Genomic DNA, 21,526 nt, shown 5'->3' on the forward strand with positions numbered 1-21,526 from the left:
GGGTCTGAAATGCCATTTTCTGCACTATCGTCGAAGCGTGCGCGTCATTTGGGCGGCGCGATGCTGCTGTGCGCCGCTGCCTTACCCATGATCGCAGAGGCTGCCGAAGGCGCGCCCGAGGCCGAAGCCCCGTCCGACGCGATCGTCGTGACCGCCGCAGGCTATGAACAGAATATCGTCGAGGCACCGGCCAGCATCACCGTGCTGGGCCGTGAAGAATTGCAGGAAAGGCGCTTTGGCAGCCTGGCCGAAGTGCTGATGGATGTGCAGGGGGTCGATGTCGGTGGCGAGGCGGGCAAGACCGGCGGCCTCAACATCTCGATCCGTGGCATGCCCAGCGACTATACGCTGGTGCTGATCGACGGCCGTCGACAAAATGCGCCGGGCGGCGTCACGCCGAACGGTTTTGGCGAAACCTCGACCAGTTTCATGCCGCCCTTTTCGGCGATCGACCGGATCGAGGTGGTGCGCGGTCCGATGTCGACCCTCTACGGGTCGGATGCGATGGGCGGCGTGGTCAACATCATCACCCGCAAGGTCGGCAATCGCTGGGTGGGCACGGCGACGGCGGAGAGCACGATCCAGGGGGATGACCGGTTCGGCAATATCCAGTCGCTCAACGGCTTTGCCCAGGGACCGATCATCAAGGATCTGGCTGGCCTCACCCTGCGCGGCAGCGTGTTTCACCGGGCCGGGTCCAATATCGCGATCCCGGGCGATCCGGCACTGACGCTGGGCCGCAATCCGGTGGAATCGGACATCTACACCTATGGCGGCCGTCTGACGCTGACGCCGCATGCGGACCATGATCTCTGGCTGGAATATGATCGTAACGAACAGCGTTATGACAATAGCGAGGGGCAGTTGGGCACGCTTGGATCGGGCGGTTATGCGCCCGAACAGCGCTTCAATCGCAGCAATTATGTCCTGGCCCATAGCTGGCGCATGGGCTTTGGCCAACTCGACACGACCTTCACGCGCAACGAGACCGAAACGATCGGGCGCCTGATCCCCAACGGCACGCCGGGCGCCGTGCCGGGCAGCCCGCGGACCCTGGAAGCGCGCAACGACATCCTTGATTCCCGCTTTGCGGGCAAGAGCGGCGCGCTCGCCTTCACCATTGGCGGCCAATATTGGAAGGCGCGCATGGTCGAGGGCGTGGCGCCCGAACCGTTCAAATTCACCCAATGGGCCGGCTTTGCGGAGGCTACGCTGACCGTGACGGAGGGCGTCAACCTGACGGGCGGCGCGCGCTATGACGATCACAGCACCTTTGGTAGCAAATGGTCGCCGCGCGCCTATGCGGTGTGGAACATCAACGATGTGGTGACATTGAAGGGCGGGGTCAGTCGCGGGTTCAAGACGCCGCGGGTCGAGCAGATCGCCAGCGGTATCATCGGCTTTGGCAGCCAGGGACGGGTGCCGTTGCTCGGCTCGCCGGGGCTGACGCCGGAAACCAGCACCAGTTACGAAGCCGGCCTCTATTATGATGGACAGGGCTTGTTCAGCGGCAATGTCACGCTGTTCAACAATGATTTCGATGACAAGATCGCGTCCGGGCCGGGCATCGCCAATTGCACCTTCTCAGGCTATAATGGCCAGCCGCCGGCCGGTTGCGTCGATGTCGGCAATTTCCCCAATGTCGAACTGTTCAGCCAGTCGATCAACATCGACAAGGCACGGACGCGGGGCGTGGAAGTGGCAACCCGCTTCGTCTTCACCCCCACGCTCTCGCTTTCGGCCAACTACACCTATACCGAAACCGAACAATTGAGCGGGGCGGAAGAGGGATTGCCGCTGGTGGGCATGCCCAAGCATATGCTGAACGGCAATCTGCGCTGGAAGCTGGGCGACAAGGCGAGCGTCTGGGCGCGGGCGGAAATACGTTCGAGCCGGTACCGCGGCGCCAATGCGCAGCAGACGACGCTCGGCGATTTTCGGGGCTATGAACTGTTCCACCTAGGCGGTTCCTATCAGGTCACGCCGGCCTTCCGCCTGGCGGCGACGATCAACAACCTGCTCGACACCGACTATGCGGTTTATGTGCCCTATCAGACCGCAGCCAATGTGACCGCCTGGACCCCGGCCTATTCGATCAACCAGGAAGGTCGTCGTCTCTGGCTCTCGGCCACGGTCGACTTCTGACAACCCCTGTATCGCCTCTCCGCGCGATCGGCGCGGGGAGGCGGCAGGCCCACGCGCCTGTCCTGCAACGAATTGCCCCGGGCTTTTCGTCATCCGCGCGAAGATGTCGAGATTGACGGCGAAAAGGCGCCGTTCAGCGCGGTCAATCCGGTTTGCCGCGCCGGGCTCAGCCGCTGGTGGCGCCCCAGATGTCGCCGGCTTTTACAAAGCCCTTCTGGCCCTTGACGTCGAAGGCGCACCAGCCGCCCGAGCAGGAGGCGATGCGGCCGACCACGCCCTTTTCGGCGCGGAACAGGGTGCGGCTGGTGTCGCTCGCGCCCTCGTGCATTGGCGCTTCCGATGCCGTGACGATCGCGGTGGCGGTATCGCTCAATAGGCGGACGTGCATCCAGCCCTGGGCGCCATCGGGATCCTCCACCTTGCGCCACAGGCCCAGCACCTGCACCACCTTCACCGGCAGGTCGCGGCGGCGATAGACCCAGTTGGAGGGGTAGTCGAGGCTGGGGCCAACGCGCATCCGCGCTTCGTCCTGGGCCAGCGAGGCCCAATAGGGCACCGGCTTGGCCGGCGCAGCCGCCGCTCCGCCCATATGGCTCAGGGCCGCAATCATGCCCGCGCCCATCAGCAGGCGCTTCATGCCCGACCCTTTGCCCAAATCACCCATGTTCTTCCCATACTCCGCAGCGGTCGGCCGCGACAAGCTTTCAATCGCATTGTGCGCCATATCCGCTTGACCGATGTCGCAGGCCGGAATAGCGGCCGGATATGGCCAGGAAACCGCGCCCCGCAAAGCCGCGTGTCATCGTGACGCGCCGCCTGCCCCCCAATGTGGAGGCGCGCATGGCCGAACTGTTCGACGCCAGCTTCAATGTCGGCGATGTGCCCATGACCCGCACCGAACTGGCCCGCGCCATGGCGCAGTGCGACGTATTGGTACCGTGCATCAGCGATCAGATCGACGCCAGCCTGATCGCCGGTGCGCCCGAACGGCTGCAACTGATCGCCAGCTTCGGCAGCGGCGTCGACCATATCGACCTGGCCGCCGCACGGACGAAGGGCGTCATCGTCACCAACACGCCCGGCGTGTTGACCGAAGACACGGCCGACATGACCATGGCGCTGATCCTTTCCGTCCCCCGCCGCCTGGCGGAGGGGGAGAAGCTGGTGCGCTCGGGCGAGTGGCGCGGCTGGAGTCCCTCGGGCATGCTCGGCCACCGCATCGGCGGCAAGAAACTGGGCATTATCGGCATGGGCCGGATCGGCCGTGCGGTCGCGCGACGGGCGCAGGCCTTTGGTTTGTCGATCGCCTATCATAACCGGCACCGCCTGCCTTTCGAGGTGGAGCAGGAGCTGGAGGCGGGCTGGCAGGCGGATCTCGACACGCTGCTGCGAGAGAGCGACATCGTCTCGATCCATTGCCCGCTCAACGCCGACAGCCGCAGGTTGATCGATGCGCGGCGGATCGCGCTGATGCGCCCCGACGCCTATCTCATCAACACATCGCGTGCGGAAATTACCGACGAGCCAGCGCTGATCGCGGCCCTGGCGGAAGGGCGGATCGCCGGCGCCGGCCTCGACGTCTACGCGCATGAACCTGCGGTCGATCCCCAGTTGCTGGCATTGGCCAATGTGGCGCTGCTGCCCCATGTCGGCTCGGCGACGTTCGAGGGACGCGACGCCACCGGCGCGCGCGTCATCGCCAATATCCGCAGTTGGGCCGATGGCCATAGGCCGCCCAACCAGGTGCTCGAAGGCTGGGTCTGATCGCTGCGCTGGCGGAACAATGTGCCCTTTCCTCCGTTTGGAAACTTCAGAGAAACGGAAGGAATCCCACCATGATTCGTCTTGCCATCATTGCCCTCGTGATCGCGGCTGTGCTCGCCATCCTCGGCTTCGGCGGCGCAGCCGGCACCTTTGTCGGTATCGCGAAGCTGCTGTTCGGCGTCGCCATCGCGCTGTTCCTGATCTTCCTTGTCCTGGGCCTTCTGGCTGGCAAGGGCATCAAGGACGCGATAGACTGATGCCATGATCGAGATTGGCGCTGGAGTGGATGAAACCGGGCGGTTGCTGCGCGACGAGGCCGGCTTCCTGCTCCAGCGCGATCTTGGCGGCACCTGGCGGCTGGTGCTGCTGCGGGTGCCGGTCGATCATGTCGAAAAGCGGGTCCGCGTGCGCGGCTATTATGCCGGCGACGATATTGTCGAAGCCGATGGTGTGGCCGCTGCCTGAATAGCTAGCCCGCCATCTTGCCAGAATCGTTGCGCCGCGCGATCAGTTGCGCCCATGCGCAAGATTCTTCCCCTGCTGCTCGCTGTCGCGGCGCCCGCCATTGTCCACGCCCAGGCACCCCATGACCAGCTGACCCAGGTGATCGACGATCACTGGAAATGGTATCTGTCGGTCCATCCGGTGGAGGCGACCGCGCGCGGCGTGCGCAATTATGACGACCAGATTTCCGACCTGTCGCTGGCCGCGCGCGATGCCCAGATCAAGGCGGAGCAGGGCTTCGTCACCCGGCTGGACGCGGTGCCGGAGCGTGGGCTGGACGCAGCCGACAAGGTCAATCGCGCGGTACTGTTGTGGATGCTCCGCGACGATATCGCCAGCGACAAGCATCAGGCCGAACGGCTGATGCTGTTTACCACCTATTATAGCTGGCATCAGGGCTTTTCCGGCATGGCCGATGGTCTGCCCTTCTACTCCCGCGCCGATTATGAAAGCTATTTGAAGCGGCTCGCGCTGTACCCCAAGCAGAATGGCGACGGCATGGCGATCACCCGCCAGGCGATCAGGGGCGGCTATGTACTGCCTTGTTCGGTGCTGGGCGGCTTTGCCAACGGCATTAGCGGCATCGTCGCGGGCAAGCCGGAGGGCACGCGTTTCTACGAGCCCTTTACCCGCACCAAGCCGCGCGACATCAGCGATGCCGACTGGACGGCGCTGCAGGCTCGGGCGGTGACGGTGATCCGCGATGTCATCACGCCCGAATATGGCAAATGGCACGACCTGTTCGTGGCGGATTATCTGCCCAAATGCCGCAAGAGCGACAGCGCCTCGACGCTGCCGGGCGGGGCTGCCTGGTATGCCAGCCGGGTGCGCACCCACACCACCACCGACCTGACGCCCGACCAGATTCACCAGATCGGCTTGGATGAAGTCGCGCGCATCGGCAAGCGGATGGACGCGATCGCCGCGAAGGCGGGCTATCCTAGCCGCGCCGCCTTCATCCAGCATCTGCGCACCGACCCAAGCTATTATGCCAAGACGCCCGAGGAGCTGCTGCGCGTCGCCGCGCGCCAGGCGAAGACGATCGACGGCCTGCTGCCGCGTTATTTCGCCACGCTGCCGCGCCTGCCCTATGGCATCAAGCCGATCCCGGCGGCCGAGGCGGAGGGGACGACCACCGCCTATTATGGCCCCGGCGCGCCCGAGGCGGGGATTTCGGGCACCTATTGGGTCAACACCTCGAAGCTCGACCAGCGGCCCTTCTGGGAATTGCCGGCGCTGACCGCGCATGAGGCGGTGCCCGGCCATCACAACCAGATCGCGTTGCAGCAGGAATTGCCGCTGCCGCCGTTCCGCAAATATCTCGCCGGCTTCACCGCCTATGTCGAGGGCTGGGCGCTCTACACCGAATATCTGGGCGAGGAGATGGGCCTCTATGACACGCCCGAAAAGATGATGGGCCGCCTGTCCTACGAGATGTGGCGCGCCTGTCGCCTGGTGGTCGATACCGGCATCCATGCCAAGGGCTGGGACAAGGCCAAGGCGGCTGCCTTCATGCGGGCGAACAGCGCGCTGAGCGACGCCAATATCGATGCGGAGGTCAATCGCTATATCAGCTGGCCGGGTCAGGCGCTGGGCTACAAGCTGGGCGAGATCAAGATTCGCGAACTGCGCGCCCGGGCGGAGCAGCAGCTGGGTCCTAAGTTCGACCTGCGCCGTTTCCATGATGCGGTGCTGTCGCAGGGGGCGGTGCCACTGACGGTATTGGAAAGCCAGATCGATCAGTGGATCGCAGCCGAGAAGGGGCGGGAATAACCGTCCTACTTAAGTCCATTCTTTACTCAGAGTAATAGCAAAAGCCCCGGTTTTCGGCGGATTGGCGCGATTTACAGCAATATTTTGCTGCGCCGCCGCGACTTGCCAATTGGCGTCTCTTGACGTACCGGGGCCGCGTCAGCTCCCGGACCGGGCATATAAGTCGGCAAGTGGCGCTGCGCGTCGACTCCGTGCACTTTATATGACGTTGGGAACGAGATGAGCATTTACCTGGATTATCTGGCCGAAATCGAAAGCCGTAAGACTCAGGGACTCGCGCCCAAGCCGATCGACGACGGCGCTCTCGTTGCCGCGCTCATCACCCTGATCCAGGACGCGGGCAGCGAACATCGCGCCGACGCGCTCAAATTCTTCATCTACAACACCCTGCCCGGCACCACGAGCGCTGCCGGCGTGAAGGCCGACTTCCTCAAGAAGATCGTGCTCGGCGACGTCACCGTCGCGGAAATCACCCCGGCCTTCGCGCTGGAATTGCTCAGCCACATGAAGGGCGGCCCCTCGATCGCCGTGCTGCTCGACATCGCGCTCGGCGATGACGCCGCGCTGGCCGTTCAGGCGGGCGACGTCCTGAAGACCCAGGTCTTCCTCTACGACGCCGACATGTTCCGCCTGCGCGACGCGTTCGCGGCCGGCAATGCCGTCGCCAAGGACGTGCTGGAAAGCTATGCCAAGGCCGAATTCTTCACCAAGCTTCCGCAGGTCGAGGACGAGATCAAGGTCGTGACCTTCATCGCGGGCGAAGGCGATATCTCGACCGACCTCCTCTCGCCGGGCAACCAGGCCCACTCGCGCTCGGACCGCGAACTGCACGGCCTGTGCATGATCTCGCCCGAGGCGCAGCAGGAAATCGTCGCCTTGAAGGCCCAACATCCCGACGCGCGCGTGATGCTGATCGCCGAAAAGGGCACGATGGGCGTCGGCTCGTCGCGCATGTCGGGCGTCAACAATGTGGCGCTGTGGGCCGGCAAGCAGCAGAGCCCCTATGTCCCCTTCGTCAACTATGCGCCCGTAGTCGCCGGCACCAACGGCATCTCGCCGATCTTCGCGACCACCGTGGACGTGACCGGCGGCATCGGCCTCAACCTCAAAAACTGGGTCAAGATGACCGGCCCGGACGGCAAGGCGATCCTCAACAATGACGGCAATCCGGTGCTGGAGGAGGCCTTCTCGGTCGCGACCGGCACGGTGCTGAAGATCGACGTCAAGAACAAGAAGCTGACCGACGAGGCCGGCAAGGAACTGGTCGACGTCGCCGCCGCCTTCACGCCCCAGAAGATGGAATTCATGAAGGCGGGCAGCAGCTATGCCATCGTCTTCGGCAAGAAGCTCCAGACCTTCGCCGCCGAAACGCTGGGCGTCGAAGCGCCCAAGGTGTTCGCGCCGAACAAGGAAATCACGGTGGACGACCAGGGCCTGACCGCCGTGGAGAAGATCTTCAACCGCAATGCCGTGGGCGTGACGCCGGGCAAGGTGCTGCATGCCGGTTCGGACGTGCGCGTGAAGGTCAACATCGTCGGGTCGCAGGACACCACCGGCCTGATGACCGCGCAGGAACTGGAGGCGATGGCCGCCACCGTCATCTCGCCGCTGGTCGATGGCGCCTATCAGTCGGGCTGCCACACCGCATCGGTGTGGGACAAGAAGGCCCAGGCCAACATTCCCAAGCTCATGAGTTTCATGAATAATTTCGGCCTGATCACCGCGCGCGACCCCAAGGGCGTCTATCACGCGATGACCGACGTGATCCACAAGGTGCTGAACGACATCACCGTGGACGACTGGGCGATCATCATCGGCGGCGACAGCCACACCCGCATGTCGAAGGGCGTGGCCTTCGGTGCGGACTCGGGCACGGTTGCGCTGGCGCTGGCCACCGGTGAAGCCACCATGCCGATCCCGCAGTCGGTCAAGGTCACCTTCAAGGGTCAGATGGCGCCCTATATGGACTTCCGCGACGTCGTCCACGCCACCCAAGCGCAGATGCTCCACCAGTTCGCTGGCGAGAATGTCTTCCAGGGCCGCATCATCGAAGTCCATATCGGCACGCTGCTGGCCGACCAGGCCTTCACCTTCACCGACTGGACCGCCGAGATGAAGGCGAAGGCGTCGATCTGCATTTCCGAAGACGAAACGCTGATCGAGTCGCTGGAAATCGCCAAGTCGCGCATCCAGATCATGATCGACAAGGGCATGGAAAATGCCGCCGGCACCTTGAAGGGCCTGATCGCTCTGGCCGACAAGCGCATCGCCGAGATCCGCTCGGGCGAGAAGCCCGCGCTGTCGCCCGACGCCAACGCCAAATATTATGCCGAAGTCGTCGTCGACCTCGACCTGATCGACGAGCCGATGATCGCCGACCCGGACGTCAACAATGCCGACGTGTCGAAGCGCTACACCCATGACACCATCCGCCCGGTTTCCTATTATGGCGGCACCAAGAAGGTGGACCTGGGCTTCATCGGATCGTGCATGGTGCACAAGGGCGACATGAAGATCCTGGCCCAGATGCTGAAGAATATCGAAGCCGCCGAAGGCAAGGTCGAGTTCAAGGCGCCGCTGGTCGTCGCCCCGCCGACCTACAACATCGTCGACGAGCTGAAGGCCGAAGGCGACTGGGACGTTCTGAAGAAATATGCCGGCTTCGAGTTCGACGACAGCCATCCCAAGAACGCCGCCCGCACCGAATATGAGAACACCCTCTATCTGGAGCGTCCGGGCTGCAACCTGTGCATGGGCAACCAGGAGAAGGCCGCGAAGGGCGACACCGTCCTCGCCACCTCGACCCGCCTGTTCCAGGGCCGCGTGGTGGAAGACGCGGCGAACAAGAAGGGCGAATCCCTGCTCGCCTCGACCCCGCTGGTCGTGCTCTCGACCATCCTGGGCCGCACGCCCAACATGGACGAATATAAGAAGGCGGTGGTCGGCATCGACCTCACCAAGTTCGCCCCGCCCAAGGCGGCCTGAAGGCATTTCGCATAAGGCGAGCCGCTTCCACCGGGAGCGGCTCGCGCAGAAAAAGGCGCCACGAAAGTGGCGCCTTTTTCTGTTTGGCGGCCCGGGCAGTCCCGCCTTTGGAAGCAAAGGGGCAATATGAAGTCCAGCTAGAATGTGGAGCGCGGGGCCGAGGCCGATTTCTCCATCCTGCGCACAATAAAAGTGCGGGTTTCGCATCCGTTACTGCGAATGGTTTTCAGTAGTCGAATATGGCGGAAATAAAGGTCCTTCCGACCATTTCTCCCTTTGACTTGGCCGGGGCAATCCCTATCTCGCAGACATATCGGGACATACCTGCTTCGACCCATGGTTGGGGCGCGTCCCGCCCCTAATCCGTCCGGTGGCGAACCGGCTGGACCTTGCGGCGGATCATGCGTCAGCCTCCTTGCCCTGGGCCGGGGCCATCTGCGAGGAGACGCACGACCTATGACCGCCACCGGACAGGATACCCTCGGCACGCGCGACACGCTCAATGTCGATGGCAAGGACATCGCCTATTATTCGTTGAACAAGGCGGCGGAGAAGCTGGGAGATGTTTCGCGCCTGCCTTTCTCGATGAAGGTGCTGCTGGAAAATCTGCTGCGCTTCGAGGATGGCGTCACCGTCACCACCGATGACATCAAGGCGATCGTCGACTGGCAGAATGACAAGGGCAAGGCCGAGCGCGAAATCCAATATCGCCCGGCGCGCGTGCTGCTGCAGGACTTTACCGGCGTGCCCTGCGTCGTCGATCTGGCCGCGATGCGCGACGCGATGAACGCGCTGGGCGCCGACGCGGGCAAGATCAACCCGCAGGTGCCCGTCCATCTCGTCATCGACCACAGCGTCATGGTGGACGAGTTCGGCACGCCAAAGGCGTTCCAGGACAATATGGAAATCGAATATCAGCGTAACATGGAGCGCTACGACTTCCTGAAATGGGGTAGCAAGAGCCTCACCAACTTCTATGCCGTGCCGCCGGGCACCGGCATCTGCCACCAGGTCAATCTGGAGAATATCGCGCAGGGCGTCTGGTCCAGCACCGGGGCCGACGGCGCGACCATCGCCTATCCCGACACCTGCGTCGGCACCGACAGCCACACCACCATGGTCAACGGCCTGGGCGTGCTGGGCTGGGGCGTGGGCGGCATCGAGGCGGAAGCGGCGATGCTGGGCCAGCCGGTCTCCATGCTGATCCCCGAAGTGGTCGGCTTCAAGTTTACCGGCAATTTGAAGGAAGGCGTGACCGCCACCGATCTGGTGCTGACCTGCACCCAGATGCTGCGCGCGCGCGGCGTGGTCGGCCGCTTCGTCGAATATTTCGGCCCCGGCCTTGCCACGCTGAGCCTCGCCGACCGTGCGACGCTCGCCAATATGGCGCCCGAATATGGCGCGACCTGCGGCTTCTTCGGCATCGATGACAAGACGCTGGATTATATGCGCCTGACCGGCCGCAGCGACGAGAATATCGCGCTGGTCGAGGCCTATGCCAAGCAGCAGGGCTTCTGGATCGATCCGTCGGTCGAGCCGATCTTCACCGATACGCTGGAACTGGACCTGTCCACCGTCGTCCCGAGCCTCGCCGGCCCCAAGCGCCCGCAGGACCGCGTCGCGCTGCCGGAGGTCGATGACGTGTTCAACGCGGACATGGTCAACACCTACAAGAAGGCACAGACCCGCGTTCCGGTCGAGGGCAAGGATTTCGACATTGGCGATGGCGACGTCACCATCGCTGCGATCACCAGCTGCACCAATACCTCCAACCCCAATGTCCTGATCGCCGCCGGCCTGGTCGCCAAGAAGGCGAACGAGCTGGGCCTCAAGCCCAAGCCCTGGGTCAAGACTTCGCTGGCGCCCGGTAGCCAGGTCGTCACCGACTATCTGAACAAGGCTGGCTTGCAGGAACATCTCGACGCCATCGGTTTCAACCTGGTCGGCTATGGCTGCACCACCTGCATCGGCAACTCCGGCCCGCTGGCCGAGCCGATCAGCAAGGCGATCAACGAGAATGGCCTGGTCGCGGCGGCCGTCATCTCGGGCAATCGCAACTTTGAAGGCCGCGTGTCGCCCGATGTGCGCGCCAATTTCCTGGCCAGCCCGCCGCTGGTCGTCGCCTATGCGCTCAAGGGGACGGTGATCGAGGATTTCATCACCACCCCGATCGGCATCAGCAAGGATGGCGAGGCCGTCTATCTCAAGGATATCTGGCCGACCAATGATGAGGTCGCGACCACCCTGGCGGGCGCTGTCGATCGCCAGATGTTCCAGGCGCGCTACGCCAATGTCTATAAGGGCGACGCCCATTGGCAGGCGATCGAGGTCACCGGTTCGGACACCTACACATGGCGCGCCGGGTCGACCTATGTCGCCAACCCGCCCTATTTCGAGGGGCTGACCATGACCCCGGCGCCGGTCACCGACATCATCGAGGCCAAGCCGCTGGCGATTTTCGGCGACTCGATCACCACCGACCACATCTCGCCGGCGGGATCGATCAAGGCGTCCTCGCCGGCCGGCAAGTGGCTGAGCGAGCATCAGGTCGCGCAGGCCGACTATAACAGCTATGGCTCGCGGCGCGGCCATCATGAGGTGATGATGCGTGGCACCTTCGCCAATATCCGCATCAAGAATCTGATGCTGGACGGGGTCGAGGGCGGCATGACCCGCTATGAAGGCGAAGTCATGCCGATCTATGACGCGGCGATGAAGCACAAGGCCGACGGCACGCCGCTGGTCGTCATCGGCGGCAAGGAATATGGTACCGGATCGTCGCGCGACTGGGCGGCCAAGGGCACCAACCTGCTTGGCGTGCGCGCCGTGATCGTGGAGAGCTTCGAGCGTATTCACCGCTCGAACCTGGTCGGCATGGGCGTGCTGCCTTTGGTGTTCAAGGACGGCCAGACCCGCGACACGCTGGGTCTGAACGGCGACGAAACCTTCACCATCCAGCATGTCGCGGACCTCAAGCCCCGTCAGGACGTGGACGTGATCGTCAAGCGGGCCGACGGCTCGACCTTCACCTTCACTGCGCTGTGCCGCATCGACACCGTCAACGAACTGGAATATTTCCTGAATGGCGGCATCCTGCAATATGTGCTGCGCAAGTTGGCCGCTTGATCGGTTGACATGTTGAGCTAAGGAACGAGGGCTCTCTCCGGAAGGAGGGAGCCCTTTTACCTTGGGGGTGGATGTGGCGCTGTTCGTGGAAATCATCGGCTGGATCGGCGCGATATTGGTGCTGATCGCCTATGTCGGCGTGTCCACCGGGCGGTTGTCGGGTGGGTCGGCGACCTTCCAGTGGCTGAACGCCATCGGCGCCACCTTCTTCATCCTCAACACCTGGTGGCATGGCGCCTTCCCGTCGATGGTGCTCAACATCATCTGGGCGGTGGTCGGCTTTTCCACCCTGTGGCGCATCTTCCGCCGGAGAATGTCCCCGTCATGACTCGCTTCATCGACCTGAGCCACGCCATCGAACATGGCATGACCACCTATAAGGGTGTCGCCGCGCCCCACATCTGCGATTACTGGACCCGCGAACAGTCGCGCGCCAACTATGCCGACGGCAGCGCTTTCCAGATGGGGCGGATCGACATGGTGTCGAACACCGGCACCTATCTGGATGCGCCCTTTCACCGGTTCGAGGAGGGGGACGACCTGTCGCAACTCGATCTCGACCGGCTGGCCAGCCTGCCGGCGATCGTCGTGCGGCGGCCTTTCGAGAGCGTGGGGCTGGCCACCGACGCGGCCGATCTGGACGGGATGGATGTCGACGGGCGCGCGGTGCTGGTCCACACCGGCTGGGACCGGCACTGGCGCACGCCGGCCTATTATGAGGAGCATCCCTTCCTGACCGAGGCGGCGGCGCAGATGCTGGTGGCGCGCGGCGCGAAACTGGTCGGCATCGACAGCCATAATATCGACGATACAAGGCCAGGCACCGGCCGCCCGGTCCATCGCGAACTGCTGGGGGCGGGCGTACTGATCTGCGAGCATATGACCAATCTGGGCGCATTACCGGACGCCGGTTTCGCCTTCACCGCCGTACCGCCCAAGGTGGTGGGCATGGGGACGTTTCCGGTGCGGGCTTTTGCGACGATTGGTGCATGAAGGACTTGCGGGTGCCTTGCGCCCTCGGCATCTTTGGAACGCGGGGTCTGGAAAAGGACATGTCGATGAAGAATCGGATTGCCTGTTCGCTGTTGCTTCTGGCCTGCGCATCGCCCGCCTTCGCGGTGCAGGATAATGATCGGCTGAGCCGGGTCGGCAATGGCTCCAGCACCAAGGATTTGTTGCCGCAGGCCGATCGGGCTCAGGCGGAAAGCTGGATGCGCAGCTTTGCCCAATGCGCCGTGCGGGCCGATGGCGCGTCCGTCCGCAGCCTGATGGCGACCAGTGCCGGATCGCCCGAGGAAAAGGCGCTGCTGACCCGGATATCGACGCGCGATCGGGCCTGTCTCGGCAAGGGGCAGCTCAAGTTCAAGAACAGCATGATGCGCGGGGCGCTGGCCGAGCAGCTCTATCTCCAGGCCTATCCGGCGCCGATCGCGACGGCCGCCGCGCTCGATGCGGCCTTGCCGCCGGCCGAACAGGGGCAGGGTGCCTATCATGCCTATGCCGATTGCGTCGTGACCCGCAATGCGCCGGCCGCCGATGCGATGCTGCGGGCCAAGCCGGGGACGGTGGATGAGAAGACGGCGATCCGGCAATCCCTGCCGACCCTGTCCTCCTGCCTGGCAGGGGGTGATAGCACCAAGCTGGCGATCGATCGCGTGGTGCTGCGCGGCTATCTGGCCGAGGCGCTCTACAGCAAGCGGCAGACGGGCTGATCATGACCTGATTGGTAGGAAGCGAGCCATTCTTGCCTGTAGCAGGGCGATCAGGTCCGCATCCATGAATTCATAATCGTCGGGGATGTCCAGGCAGACGATCCGGGTACCGCCCAGCGCTGAACGGAAGCGCTGCTGGATCTTGCTGCGATGAGTCCTTTCCATCACGAAGATGGTATCTGCCCAGCGCAGCATCTCATCGTCCAGCGGCGTTTCCGCGTCATGGTTGGTGCCCGCCGACAGGGTTTCGATGCCGGGATGGCCAGCGAAAATCTGTTCGGCGGTCGGGCTGCGCAGCTTGTTCTGGCTGCAGACGAAGAGATAATGGCGGTCCCGCTCCCTCACTTCCCATAGCCGGTCATGGAGAAGGGGCGCGCCTTCACGCCGGTCGCCCATGTCTTGTTGGGTGTGGCCTGCATGGTGAAGCGCAGTTCGCCGCCGGCGCGCAACTCTGCGTCGGTGATGTAGCCGCGCTCCAACGCCTTGCCGTTGAGCGTTACCCGGCCGACATAGCGGTTGGCGTCGGACAGGCCGTCGGCAATCACGGTGAAGCGCTGGCCGCTGGGCAATGTCATCTCGGCCCGCTCGACGAACGGCCGCCCGATCACATATTCATTGCTGCCCGGGGCCACCGGATAGAAGCCCAAGGCGGTGAAGACCAGCCAGGCGGACATCTGGCCCAGATCGTCATTGCCGGCCAGGCCATCGGGCGTGGGCTTATACTGGCTGTCGACGATCTGCTTGAGGCGCTCCTGCGTGCGCCAGGGCTTGCCGGCATAGCTGTAGAGATAGGCGACATGATGGCTGGGTTCGTTGCCGTGGATATATTGGCCGATCAGGCCGGCAATATCCTCGGCATGGCTATAGTCGATCTTGCTATTGTCATAGTCGAACATGGCATCGAGCTTGGCGACGGTCTTTGCGTCGCCGCCCAGCAGGCGGAACAGGCCGCCCTGATCGTGCGGCATGAACCAGCTATATTGCCAGGCATTGCCCTCCGTATAGTCGCTGCCATAGTTGATGGCGGTCGGATCGAAGGGGGTGCGGAAAGATCCATCCGCCTTGCGCGCGCGCAGGAAGCCGGTCTTGGCGTCGAAGCTGTTGCGCCAGTATTGGGCGCGCTTCTCGAAGCGCTGCGCCGTCGCCGTATCACCTAACTGGCGGGCGAGGCGGGCGATGGTCCAGTCGTCATAGGCATATTCGACCGTCTTGGACGCCGCTTCCGGCTCGCGGTCGATCGGTACATAGCCCAGCTTCATATAGTCGCCGAGGCCGCCATAGGGGGCGTAATCGGCGCTGGCGACCATGGCCTTGAGCGCGCCGGCGCAGTCGATGCCCCTGATCCCCTTGAGGCAGGCATCGGCGATGACCGGAACGGCATGATAGCCGATCATCGTCCAGGTTTCCTTGCCGCCAAACTGCCAGACGGGGAGGATGCCGAAGGGGCTGGTCTTTTGCCCCGCGACCAGTGAGTTCACGAAATCGGCATTCTTCGCTTCGGGCTGGATCAGCGTCAGCAGCGGATGTTCGGCGCGGAACGTGTCCCACAGCGAGAAGGTGGAGTGCATGGTGAAGCCGGTGCCGGCATGGACCTGATCGTCCGGCCCGCGCCAGCGGCCGTCGGCATCGCTCCAGACGCTGGGCGCCATCAGGCTGTGATAGAGGGCGGTGTAGACATTGGTGCGCATCGGCTTGGGCGCTTCGATCTTCACGGCACCCAGCGCATCGTTCCAGGCGGTGCGGGTCCTGGCGCGGATCGCGTCGAAATCGCCCGGCTCGCTGGCGAGGTTGGCGATGGCGCCATCCTCGTCCACGCCCGACAGCGCGACCTTTGCCTCCAGCGGCTTCGTCAGCGTGCCGAAGTCGAGTTGTGCCACCAGTGCACGGCCGGATAGCGAGTCCAGCGTCTCGGGGCCGCGGCCCGGCCCTTTGAAGCCTTTGTAGAGAATGTCCTTTTCGGTGCTGACGAACTGATGGCCGGTCAGCGGCGCGGAAAAGCGGATGGCGAAGAAGATGCGCCGCGGCGTGGCCCAGCCGCGCACCTCGCGCGATCCCGTGATGATGCCATCGGGGCGGATGCGGATCGAGGACCAGAGGATCTTGCCGGGATAATCATAGATGATCGAGCGCAGGTCGAGCACCAGATGCGCCGCCTTGCCGGTGGGGAAGGCATAGCGGTGGACGCCGATACGGGTGCCGGCGGTCATTTCCGCGCGCACGCCCGGATCGGTCAGGGTGACGGCATAATAGCCGGCCGAGGCGACCTCATCGGCCTTGTGCGAGCGGAAGCCCGGCGTCTTGTCGTCGCCGGCCTCCAGCGGGACGCTGTCGCCGCTGACCGGCATCACCAGGAAATCGCCCAGATCGCTATGGCCCGCGCCCGAGAAATGAGTGTGGGAGAAGCCGAGGATCACCGGGTCTTCGTGGCGATAGCCGGCCGCCCAATTATAGGTCTGGCGCGCCGGGCCGACATGGGTGTCGGGCGAGAGCTGGACCATGCCGAAGGGGGCGACGGCGCCGGGGAAGGTATGGCCTTCGCCCGAGGTGCCGATGAAGGGATCGACCGCATCGACCGGCGCCGTTTCGCTCTTTGGCGGCGCTTCGCGGGTCTGGGCGGAAAGGGCGGTGCCGGCGAGCAGGGCGGCCAGCAGGACGGGGCGAGCGATGCGGGTCAGGATCATGGGGCGCGGTTAAATCATGCCCCGGCGACGACGCCAAGCCGATAGCGGCAATTTTCTGTCCCCAAGAAAGGCTGGGCTGGCGTCGGCGGGTTTGGCTGGCTAGCTATTGGGGGTAATGAAAAGAGCGTTGATCGTCCGACATGTGCCGCGCGAGGGTGCGGCAGGCTATCTCCAGCCGATCGAGGCGGCCGGCTATCAGATCGAGCGGATCGATGTGGCCAGCCCCGATTTCGCCGATATCGACCTGACCGAGCCGGACCTGCTCATCATGATGGGCGGGCCGATGGGCGTCTATGAGCAGGATGTGCATCCCTGGATCCCGGTGCAGATCGGCAAGCTTTCCGCACGGCTGGCGGCGGACCGGCCGACACTGGGCGTGTGCCTGGGCAGCCAGATGATCGCGGCGGCGCTGGGCGCGCGGGTCTATCCGGGCGGGCATATGGAACTGGGCTTTGCCCCGGTCAGCGTCAACGCGGCGGGGGCGGGATCGCCGCTGCGCCATATCGATGGCGTGCCGGTGCTGCACTGGCATAGCGACACGTTCGACCTGCCCGATCAGGTCGAACTGCTGGGGTCGACCGATCGCTATGCGCATCAGGCGTTCCGGCGCGGGGCCAATCTGCTGGCGCTGCAATTTCACGCCGAAATGGGCGAGGATCCGCGTTTCGAGGACTGGCTGACCCATTTCTGGGCCGATCTGGATGTCGCCGGAAAATGCGGCATCGCGCTGCGCCAGGATCATGACGATCATGGGCCGGGCGCGGTGGCGGCGGGCCGGGCGATGATCGGCGAGTGGCTGGCGAGGATCAGGCAATAATTTTTCCGTCATGCCAGCGAAGGCTGGCATCTCTCTTCTTTCAAAGGGAAAACTGAAGAAAAACGAGGTCCCAGCCTTCGCTGGGATGACGAAGGTTGATCTTTTTGCGAGCTTCCTATTAACTCCGACAAATGACGAGGATGACATGGAAGGCCAGCCGCCGCGATATGCTCGCGGGTGGCGTGGTGGGGCTTGCGGCTGCTGGTGCAGTGCGGGCGGGGGCAACTCCGGTGGAAGCGGGGAAAGCGGTGCTGGCGCCGCGTCCGCCGATGGGATGGAATAGCTGGAACAGCTTTGCCACCACCATCACCGAGGCCCAGGCGCGCGAAACCGCTGGGATCATGGCGGAAAAGCTGCTGCCCTTCGGCTATGACATCTTCACCGTGGACATTCAGTGGTATGAGCCCGAGGCGTCGAGCTATACCTACAACGCCAAGCCAAAGCCCGCGATGGACGGCTATGGCCGGATGATCCCGGCGCCCAATCGCTTTCCCTCCAGCGCCGGCGGCAAGGGCTTCACCCGGCTTGCCAAGGATGTGCATGCGCTGGGCATGAAATTCGGCATCCATGTGATGCGCGGCATCCCGCGTGCGGCGGTGGAACAGAATTTGCCGATTTTGGGGACGAAATATCGCGCGGCGGACATTGCCGACAAGAAGAGCATCTGTAGCTGGAACCCGGACATGTATGGCGTCGACATGACGCGGCCGGGCGCGCAGGCCTATTATGACAGTATCTTTCGCCTCTATGCCGACTGGGGCGTCGATTTCGTCAAGATGGACGATATGAGCCGGCCCTATGACGCCCATGCGGCGGAGATCGAGGCCGCGCACAAGGCGATCGTTGCGACCGGGCGGCCGATCATCCTCAGTCTCTCGCCCGGCGAAACGCCGGTGATGCGTGGCGATCATGTCCGCAAATATGCGCAGATGTGGCGCATTTCCGACGATTTCTGGGATGACTGGGCAATGCTGGAGGCGCAGTTCACCCGGCTGGAAAACTGGAGCCCCTATCGCGGGCCGGGATCATGGCCCGATGCCGACATGCTGCCGCTGGGGCGGCTGGCGCTGGGCGAGCGCGATACGCGCTTCACCCCGGACGAGCAGAGGACGCTGATGACGCTGTGGGCGATCGCGCGGTCGCCGCTGATCATGGGCGGCGATCTGCGGCATCTGGATGCGGCGACGCTGGCGCTGCTGACCAACAGGGAGGTGATCGCGGTCAATCAGGCGAGCCAAGGCAATTGCCCCCATTTCGTGGAAGATGGGATGCGCGTCTGGTCGGCGCTGCCGGAGGACGGCAAGGGACGCTATGTCGCGCTGTTCAATACTGGCGACAAGGCGCGCGAGGTTGGCGTGAAGCTGCGCGATCTGGGGCTGAACGGTCCGGTGGCGGTGCGCGACCTGTGGACCGGGCAGGTGCTGGGGCAACAGGCGGAACGGATTTCCGTGACGCTGCCGCCCCATGGAGCAGGGCTGTATCGGTTGAGCTAAATGGGAGATAAGCCCCTCCCTAAAAGGGAGGGGAGGAGGTTGCTTACTTCCGTACCGCCGCGCTCTTGTCGCGGATGGCCTTGAATTCGGAGCCGGCCTTCCATTCGGGCCAGCGGGCCGAGAAGGCGAGGTCGCGGCCGATGTCAAACATCAGGTCGACATCCTGCGCGGCGCCATCCAGTTTCCATGTATCGTCGACCGCATCGCAGGCCTGATGATAGCATTTGCCGGTATAGGCATCGATCCACGCCTGGCCGGCGGCGCGGCCGCCATCGACCATGTCGGATGCGCCGGCGAGGCCCATCATCAGCAGCACGGGTACGCCGCGCTTGGCCATGGAGAAATGGTCGGCGCGATAGAAGAGACCGCGTTCGGGCAGGCTTTCCTGGGTGATGACGCGGCCTTGGCTTGCGGCGAATTTGGTAAGGTCGTCCTCCAGCACATTCTGGCCCTTGCCGATCAGGATCACGTCCTTCGCCTTGCCCGCAGTCTGGAGCACGTCGATGGTGAGGTTGGCGACCGTCTTGTCGAGCGGGTAGACCGGGTTCTGGGCATAAAATTCCGACCCCAGCAGGCCGCGCTCCTCCGCCGTCCAGGCGGCGAAGACGATCGAGCGGTCGGGGGCGGGGCCGGCCTTGAAGATGCGGGCTATCTCGAACAGGCCGGCCATGCCGAGCGCGTCGTCATTGGCGCCGGCGCGATAGATGCGGCCCTGCGCGTCGGGCGCGCCCTTGCCATAGGCGTCCCAATGGGCGCCATACATGACCGTCTCGTCCGGGCGCTTGGCGCCGGGGATGCGGGCGATGACATTGGCGCTCTTCACCACTTCCTGGGTGACCGGGAAGGCGGCGGAGAAGCTGGCCCCCTTGAGTTCGACCGGCTTGAACTTGGCCGAGCGGGCCTGCTTGCGCAGGGCGGCCAGATCCTGACCGGCGCCGGCGAACAGGGCCTTGGCGGCCTCGCCCTCGACCCAGCCCTGCAGCTGCAGGCTGGTGAGCTTGTCGGCGGGGCGGACGAGGTCGTAATTTTCGCCGCCGGGGCTGACGACGACGTTCCAGCCATAGCCGGCGCCCGGCGTGTCATGCACGATCAGCGCGCCGATCGCGCCGTGGCGGGCCGCTTCCTCGAACTTGTAGGTCCAGCGGCCATAATAGGTCATGGTCTTGCCGCCGAACTTGCCGAACGGGTCTTCGCCCTTCGTGGCTTCAAAGTCCGGGTCGTTGATCAGGAAGACGGCGATCTTGCCCTTGAGGTCCAGCCCCTTGAAATCATCCCAGCCGCGTTCCGGGGCAGACACGCCATAGCCGACGAAGACCATCGGCGCGTTGGCAACGGCGACCTTGTCCTTGGGCTGGAGGGTGGAGAGATAAACCTGTTTGCCGAAGGTCCAGGGGGTGGCGGCACCATTTTGCGCGACCGACAGGCTTTCCGACTGGCCAAGGCGGGTGTGGAGCAGCGGCACGGTCTGCACCCACTGGCCGTCCGGACCGCCGGGCTCCAGCCCCAGTTGCTCGAAACGGGCGACGAGATAGCCGATCGTGCGCTCCTCCCCCACGGTGCCGGGCGCGCGCCCTTCGAACAGGTCGGACGCCATGGTGCGGACCGACTGTTCCAGCTTGGCCGGATCGGTCTGGGCGCTGGCGGGGAGGGGAAGGGCGGCAAGGCCGAGGGCCAGAAGGGGGAGGGCATGTTTCATGCCCGTGCCTTAACCCCCGCGCAGGGCGGGGGAAAGTACCTGTTCAGAACTCGATATCCAGTTCCTCGATATCGTCCGGTTCGGCGCGGGCGGCGTCGATCCATTCGCGCATCAGCGGCCAGCCGTTGATCGTGTCGCAATAGGCGGCCGACTTGACCGAGAGTGGCACGGCATAGGTGAGGAAGCGCTGGGCCACCGGCGCGAACATGGCGTCGGCCACGGTCGGCTTCTCGCCGAACAGCCAGGGGCCACCATAGGCGTCGAGGCATTCGGTCCAGATCGTCTCGATCCGCTCGATATCGGGCTTGGCGCCCGAGAAGATCGGGAAACGCTCATGCCGGACCTTCAGGTTCATCGGCAGGGCGGAGCGCAGATTGGCGAAGCCCGAATGAATCTCGCCCGAGACCGATCGGCAATGGGCGCGGATGATCCGTTCGGCCGGGTACATGCCGACCTGGGGATAGAGTTCGTGCAGATATTCCGCGATCGCGAGCGTGTCCCAGACGCTGGCTCCTTCATGGGTGAGGCGCGGGACCAGCACGGATGGGGAGAGCAGCAGCAGTTCGGCACGGCTTTCCGGGTCATCGATGGCGATGATCCTTTCCTCCACCTTCAACCCCGCCAGCCGGCAGAGCAGCCAGCCGCGCAGCGACCAGGAGGAGTAGTTCTTGCTGGACAGAGTGAGTTCCGCGACGGCCATGCAGTCTCTCCCGATACACGGTTCCCGGCCCCCAAACGCAAAATCGCGGGGGCGGTTCCCTGGCGGACACGCCGAATGTTATTTTCCATCAATCATGATGCAGTGCAACATGAAAAGCATGTATAGCGTT

17 protein-coding genes are annotated in these 21,526 nt (G+C 64.1%); 12 read left to right on the forward strand and 5 right to left on the reverse strand.

All coding sequences use genetic code 11. The features are described from left to right. The first annotated feature begins 9 nt into the window (after positions 1–9). A complete protein-coding gene (locus PMI04_RS07460) occupies positions 10–2,145 on the forward strand; it encodes a TonB-dependent receptor (RefSeq protein WP_007704518.1) in 2,136 nt (711 codons plus the stop codon). Positions 2,146–2,311: 166 nt separating this feature from the next. Here PMI04_RS07460 and PMI04_RS07465 read toward each other — a convergent pair whose 3' ends face one another. Further along, complete coding sequence (locus PMI04_RS07465) at positions 2,312–2,809, reverse strand: SH3 domain-containing protein (protein WP_283184867.1); 498 nt, start codon at positions 2,807–2,809, stop codon at positions 2,312–2,314. 101 nt (positions 2,810–2,910) lie between these two features. Between PMI04_RS07465 and PMI04_RS07470 the strand changes: the two genes are divergently transcribed. The 9 genes from PMI04_RS07470 (at position 2,911) to PMI04_RS07510 (ending at position 14,009) form a co-directional block, all read left to right on the forward strand. Then, positions 2,911–3,909 carry a D-glycerate dehydrogenase gene (locus PMI04_RS07470; RefSeq protein ID WP_037486482.1) on the forward strand — a complete coding sequence of 333 codons (999 nt, stop codon included), beginning with the start codon at positions 2,911–2,913 and terminating at the stop codon, positions 3,907–3,909. A gap of 71 nt (positions 3,910–3,980) precedes the next feature. Beyond that, positions 3,981–4,166 carry a DUF1328 domain-containing protein gene (locus PMI04_RS07475; protein ID WP_007710155.1) on the forward strand — a complete coding sequence of 62 codons (186 nt, stop codon included), beginning with the start codon at positions 3,981–3,983 and terminating at the stop codon, positions 4,164–4,166. 4 nt (positions 4,167–4,170) lie between these two features. Further along, the gene (locus tag PMI04_RS07480; RefSeq protein WP_004211342.1) at positions 4,171–4,374 is read left to right on the forward strand and encodes a DUF5818 domain-containing protein; all 204 of its coding nucleotides are present in this window, start codon (positions 4,171–4,173) and stop codon (positions 4,372–4,374) included. Between the two features lie 54 nt (positions 4,375–4,428). Next, positions 4,429–6,186, forward strand: coding sequence for a DUF885 domain-containing protein (locus PMI04_RS07485; protein ID WP_007710150.1), 1,758 nt, complete (start codon positions 4,429–4,431; stop codon positions 6,184–6,186). 219 nt (positions 6,187–6,405) lie between these two features. Continuing rightward, a complete protein-coding gene (locus PMI04_RS07490) occupies positions 6,406–9,171 on the forward strand; it encodes a bifunctional aconitate hydratase 2/2-methylisocitrate dehydratase (RefSeq protein WP_007710147.1) in 2,766 nt (921 codons plus the stop codon). Between the two features lie 456 nt (positions 9,172–9,627). After that, the gene (gene acnA, locus PMI04_RS07495) at positions 9,628–12,297 is read left to right on the forward strand and encodes an aconitate hydratase AcnA (protein WP_007710141.1); all 2,670 of its coding nucleotides are present in this window, start codon (positions 9,628–9,630) and stop codon (positions 12,295–12,297) included. Between the two features lie 61 nt (positions 12,298–12,358). After that, entirely contained in the window at positions 12,359–12,625 is a 267-nt protein-coding gene (locus PMI04_RS07500; protein ID WP_007710138.1) for a hypothetical protein, read from the forward strand. Next, a complete protein-coding gene (locus PMI04_RS07505; protein WP_007710135.1) occupies positions 12,622–13,290 on the forward strand; it encodes a cyclase family protein in 669 nt (222 codons plus the stop codon). Before PMI04_RS07500 ends, PMI04_RS07505 begins: the two co-directional genes overlap by 4 nt. A 65-nt stretch (positions 13,291–13,355) precedes the next feature. Continuing rightward, positions 13,356–14,009, forward strand: coding sequence for a hypothetical protein (locus PMI04_RS07510; protein WP_157178118.1), 654 nt, complete (start codon positions 13,356–13,358; stop codon positions 14,007–14,009). On the opposite strand, the gene PMI04_RS07515 is transcribed toward PMI04_RS07510, so the two are convergent. After that, positions 14,010–14,354, reverse strand: coding sequence for a low molecular weight protein tyrosine phosphatase family protein (locus PMI04_RS07515; RefSeq protein ID WP_037486480.1), 345 nt, complete (start codon positions 14,352–14,354; stop codon positions 14,010–14,012). Then, positions 14,351–16,690, reverse strand: a complete 2,340-nt coding sequence (locus tag PMI04_RS07520) for a GH92 family glycosyl hydrolase (RefSeq protein WP_007710131.1) — start codon at positions 16,688–16,690, stop codon at positions 14,351–14,353. Before PMI04_RS07520 ends, PMI04_RS07515 begins: the two co-directional genes overlap by 4 nt. Before the next feature lie 115 nt (positions 16,691–16,805). On the opposite strand from PMI04_RS07520, the gene PMI04_RS07525 reads away from it, so the two are divergent. After that, positions 16,806–17,507 (forward strand): glutamine amidotransferase, encoded by a 702-nt coding sequence (locus tag PMI04_RS07525; RefSeq protein WP_007710129.1) that lies wholly within the window; start codon positions 16,806–16,808, stop codon positions 17,505–17,507. Positions 17,508–17,647: 140 nt separating this feature from the next. Next, entirely contained in the window at positions 17,648–19,000 is a 1,353-nt protein-coding gene (locus tag PMI04_RS07530) for a glycoside hydrolase family 27 protein (RefSeq protein WP_007710128.1), read from the forward strand. Positions 19,001–19,043: 43 nt separating this feature from the next. Here PMI04_RS07530 and PMI04_RS07535 read toward each other — a convergent pair whose 3' ends face one another. Both PMI04_RS07535 and PMI04_RS07540 read right to left on the reverse strand, forming a co-directional pair. Beyond that, positions 19,044–20,696, reverse strand: a complete 1,653-nt coding sequence (locus tag PMI04_RS07535) for a M28 family peptidase (protein WP_007710127.1) — start codon at positions 20,694–20,696, stop codon at positions 19,044–19,046. Positions 20,697–20,739: 43 nt separating this feature from the next. Then, entirely contained in the window at positions 20,740–21,396 is a 657-nt protein-coding gene (locus PMI04_RS07540; RefSeq protein WP_007710126.1) for a glutathione S-transferase, read from the reverse strand. Between the last annotated feature and the right edge of the window lie 130 nt (positions 21,397–21,526).

This window comes from Sphingobium sp. AP49 (assembly GCF_000281715.2).
GTDB lineage: Bacteria > Pseudomonadota > Alphaproteobacteria > Sphingomonadales > Sphingomonadaceae > Sphingobium.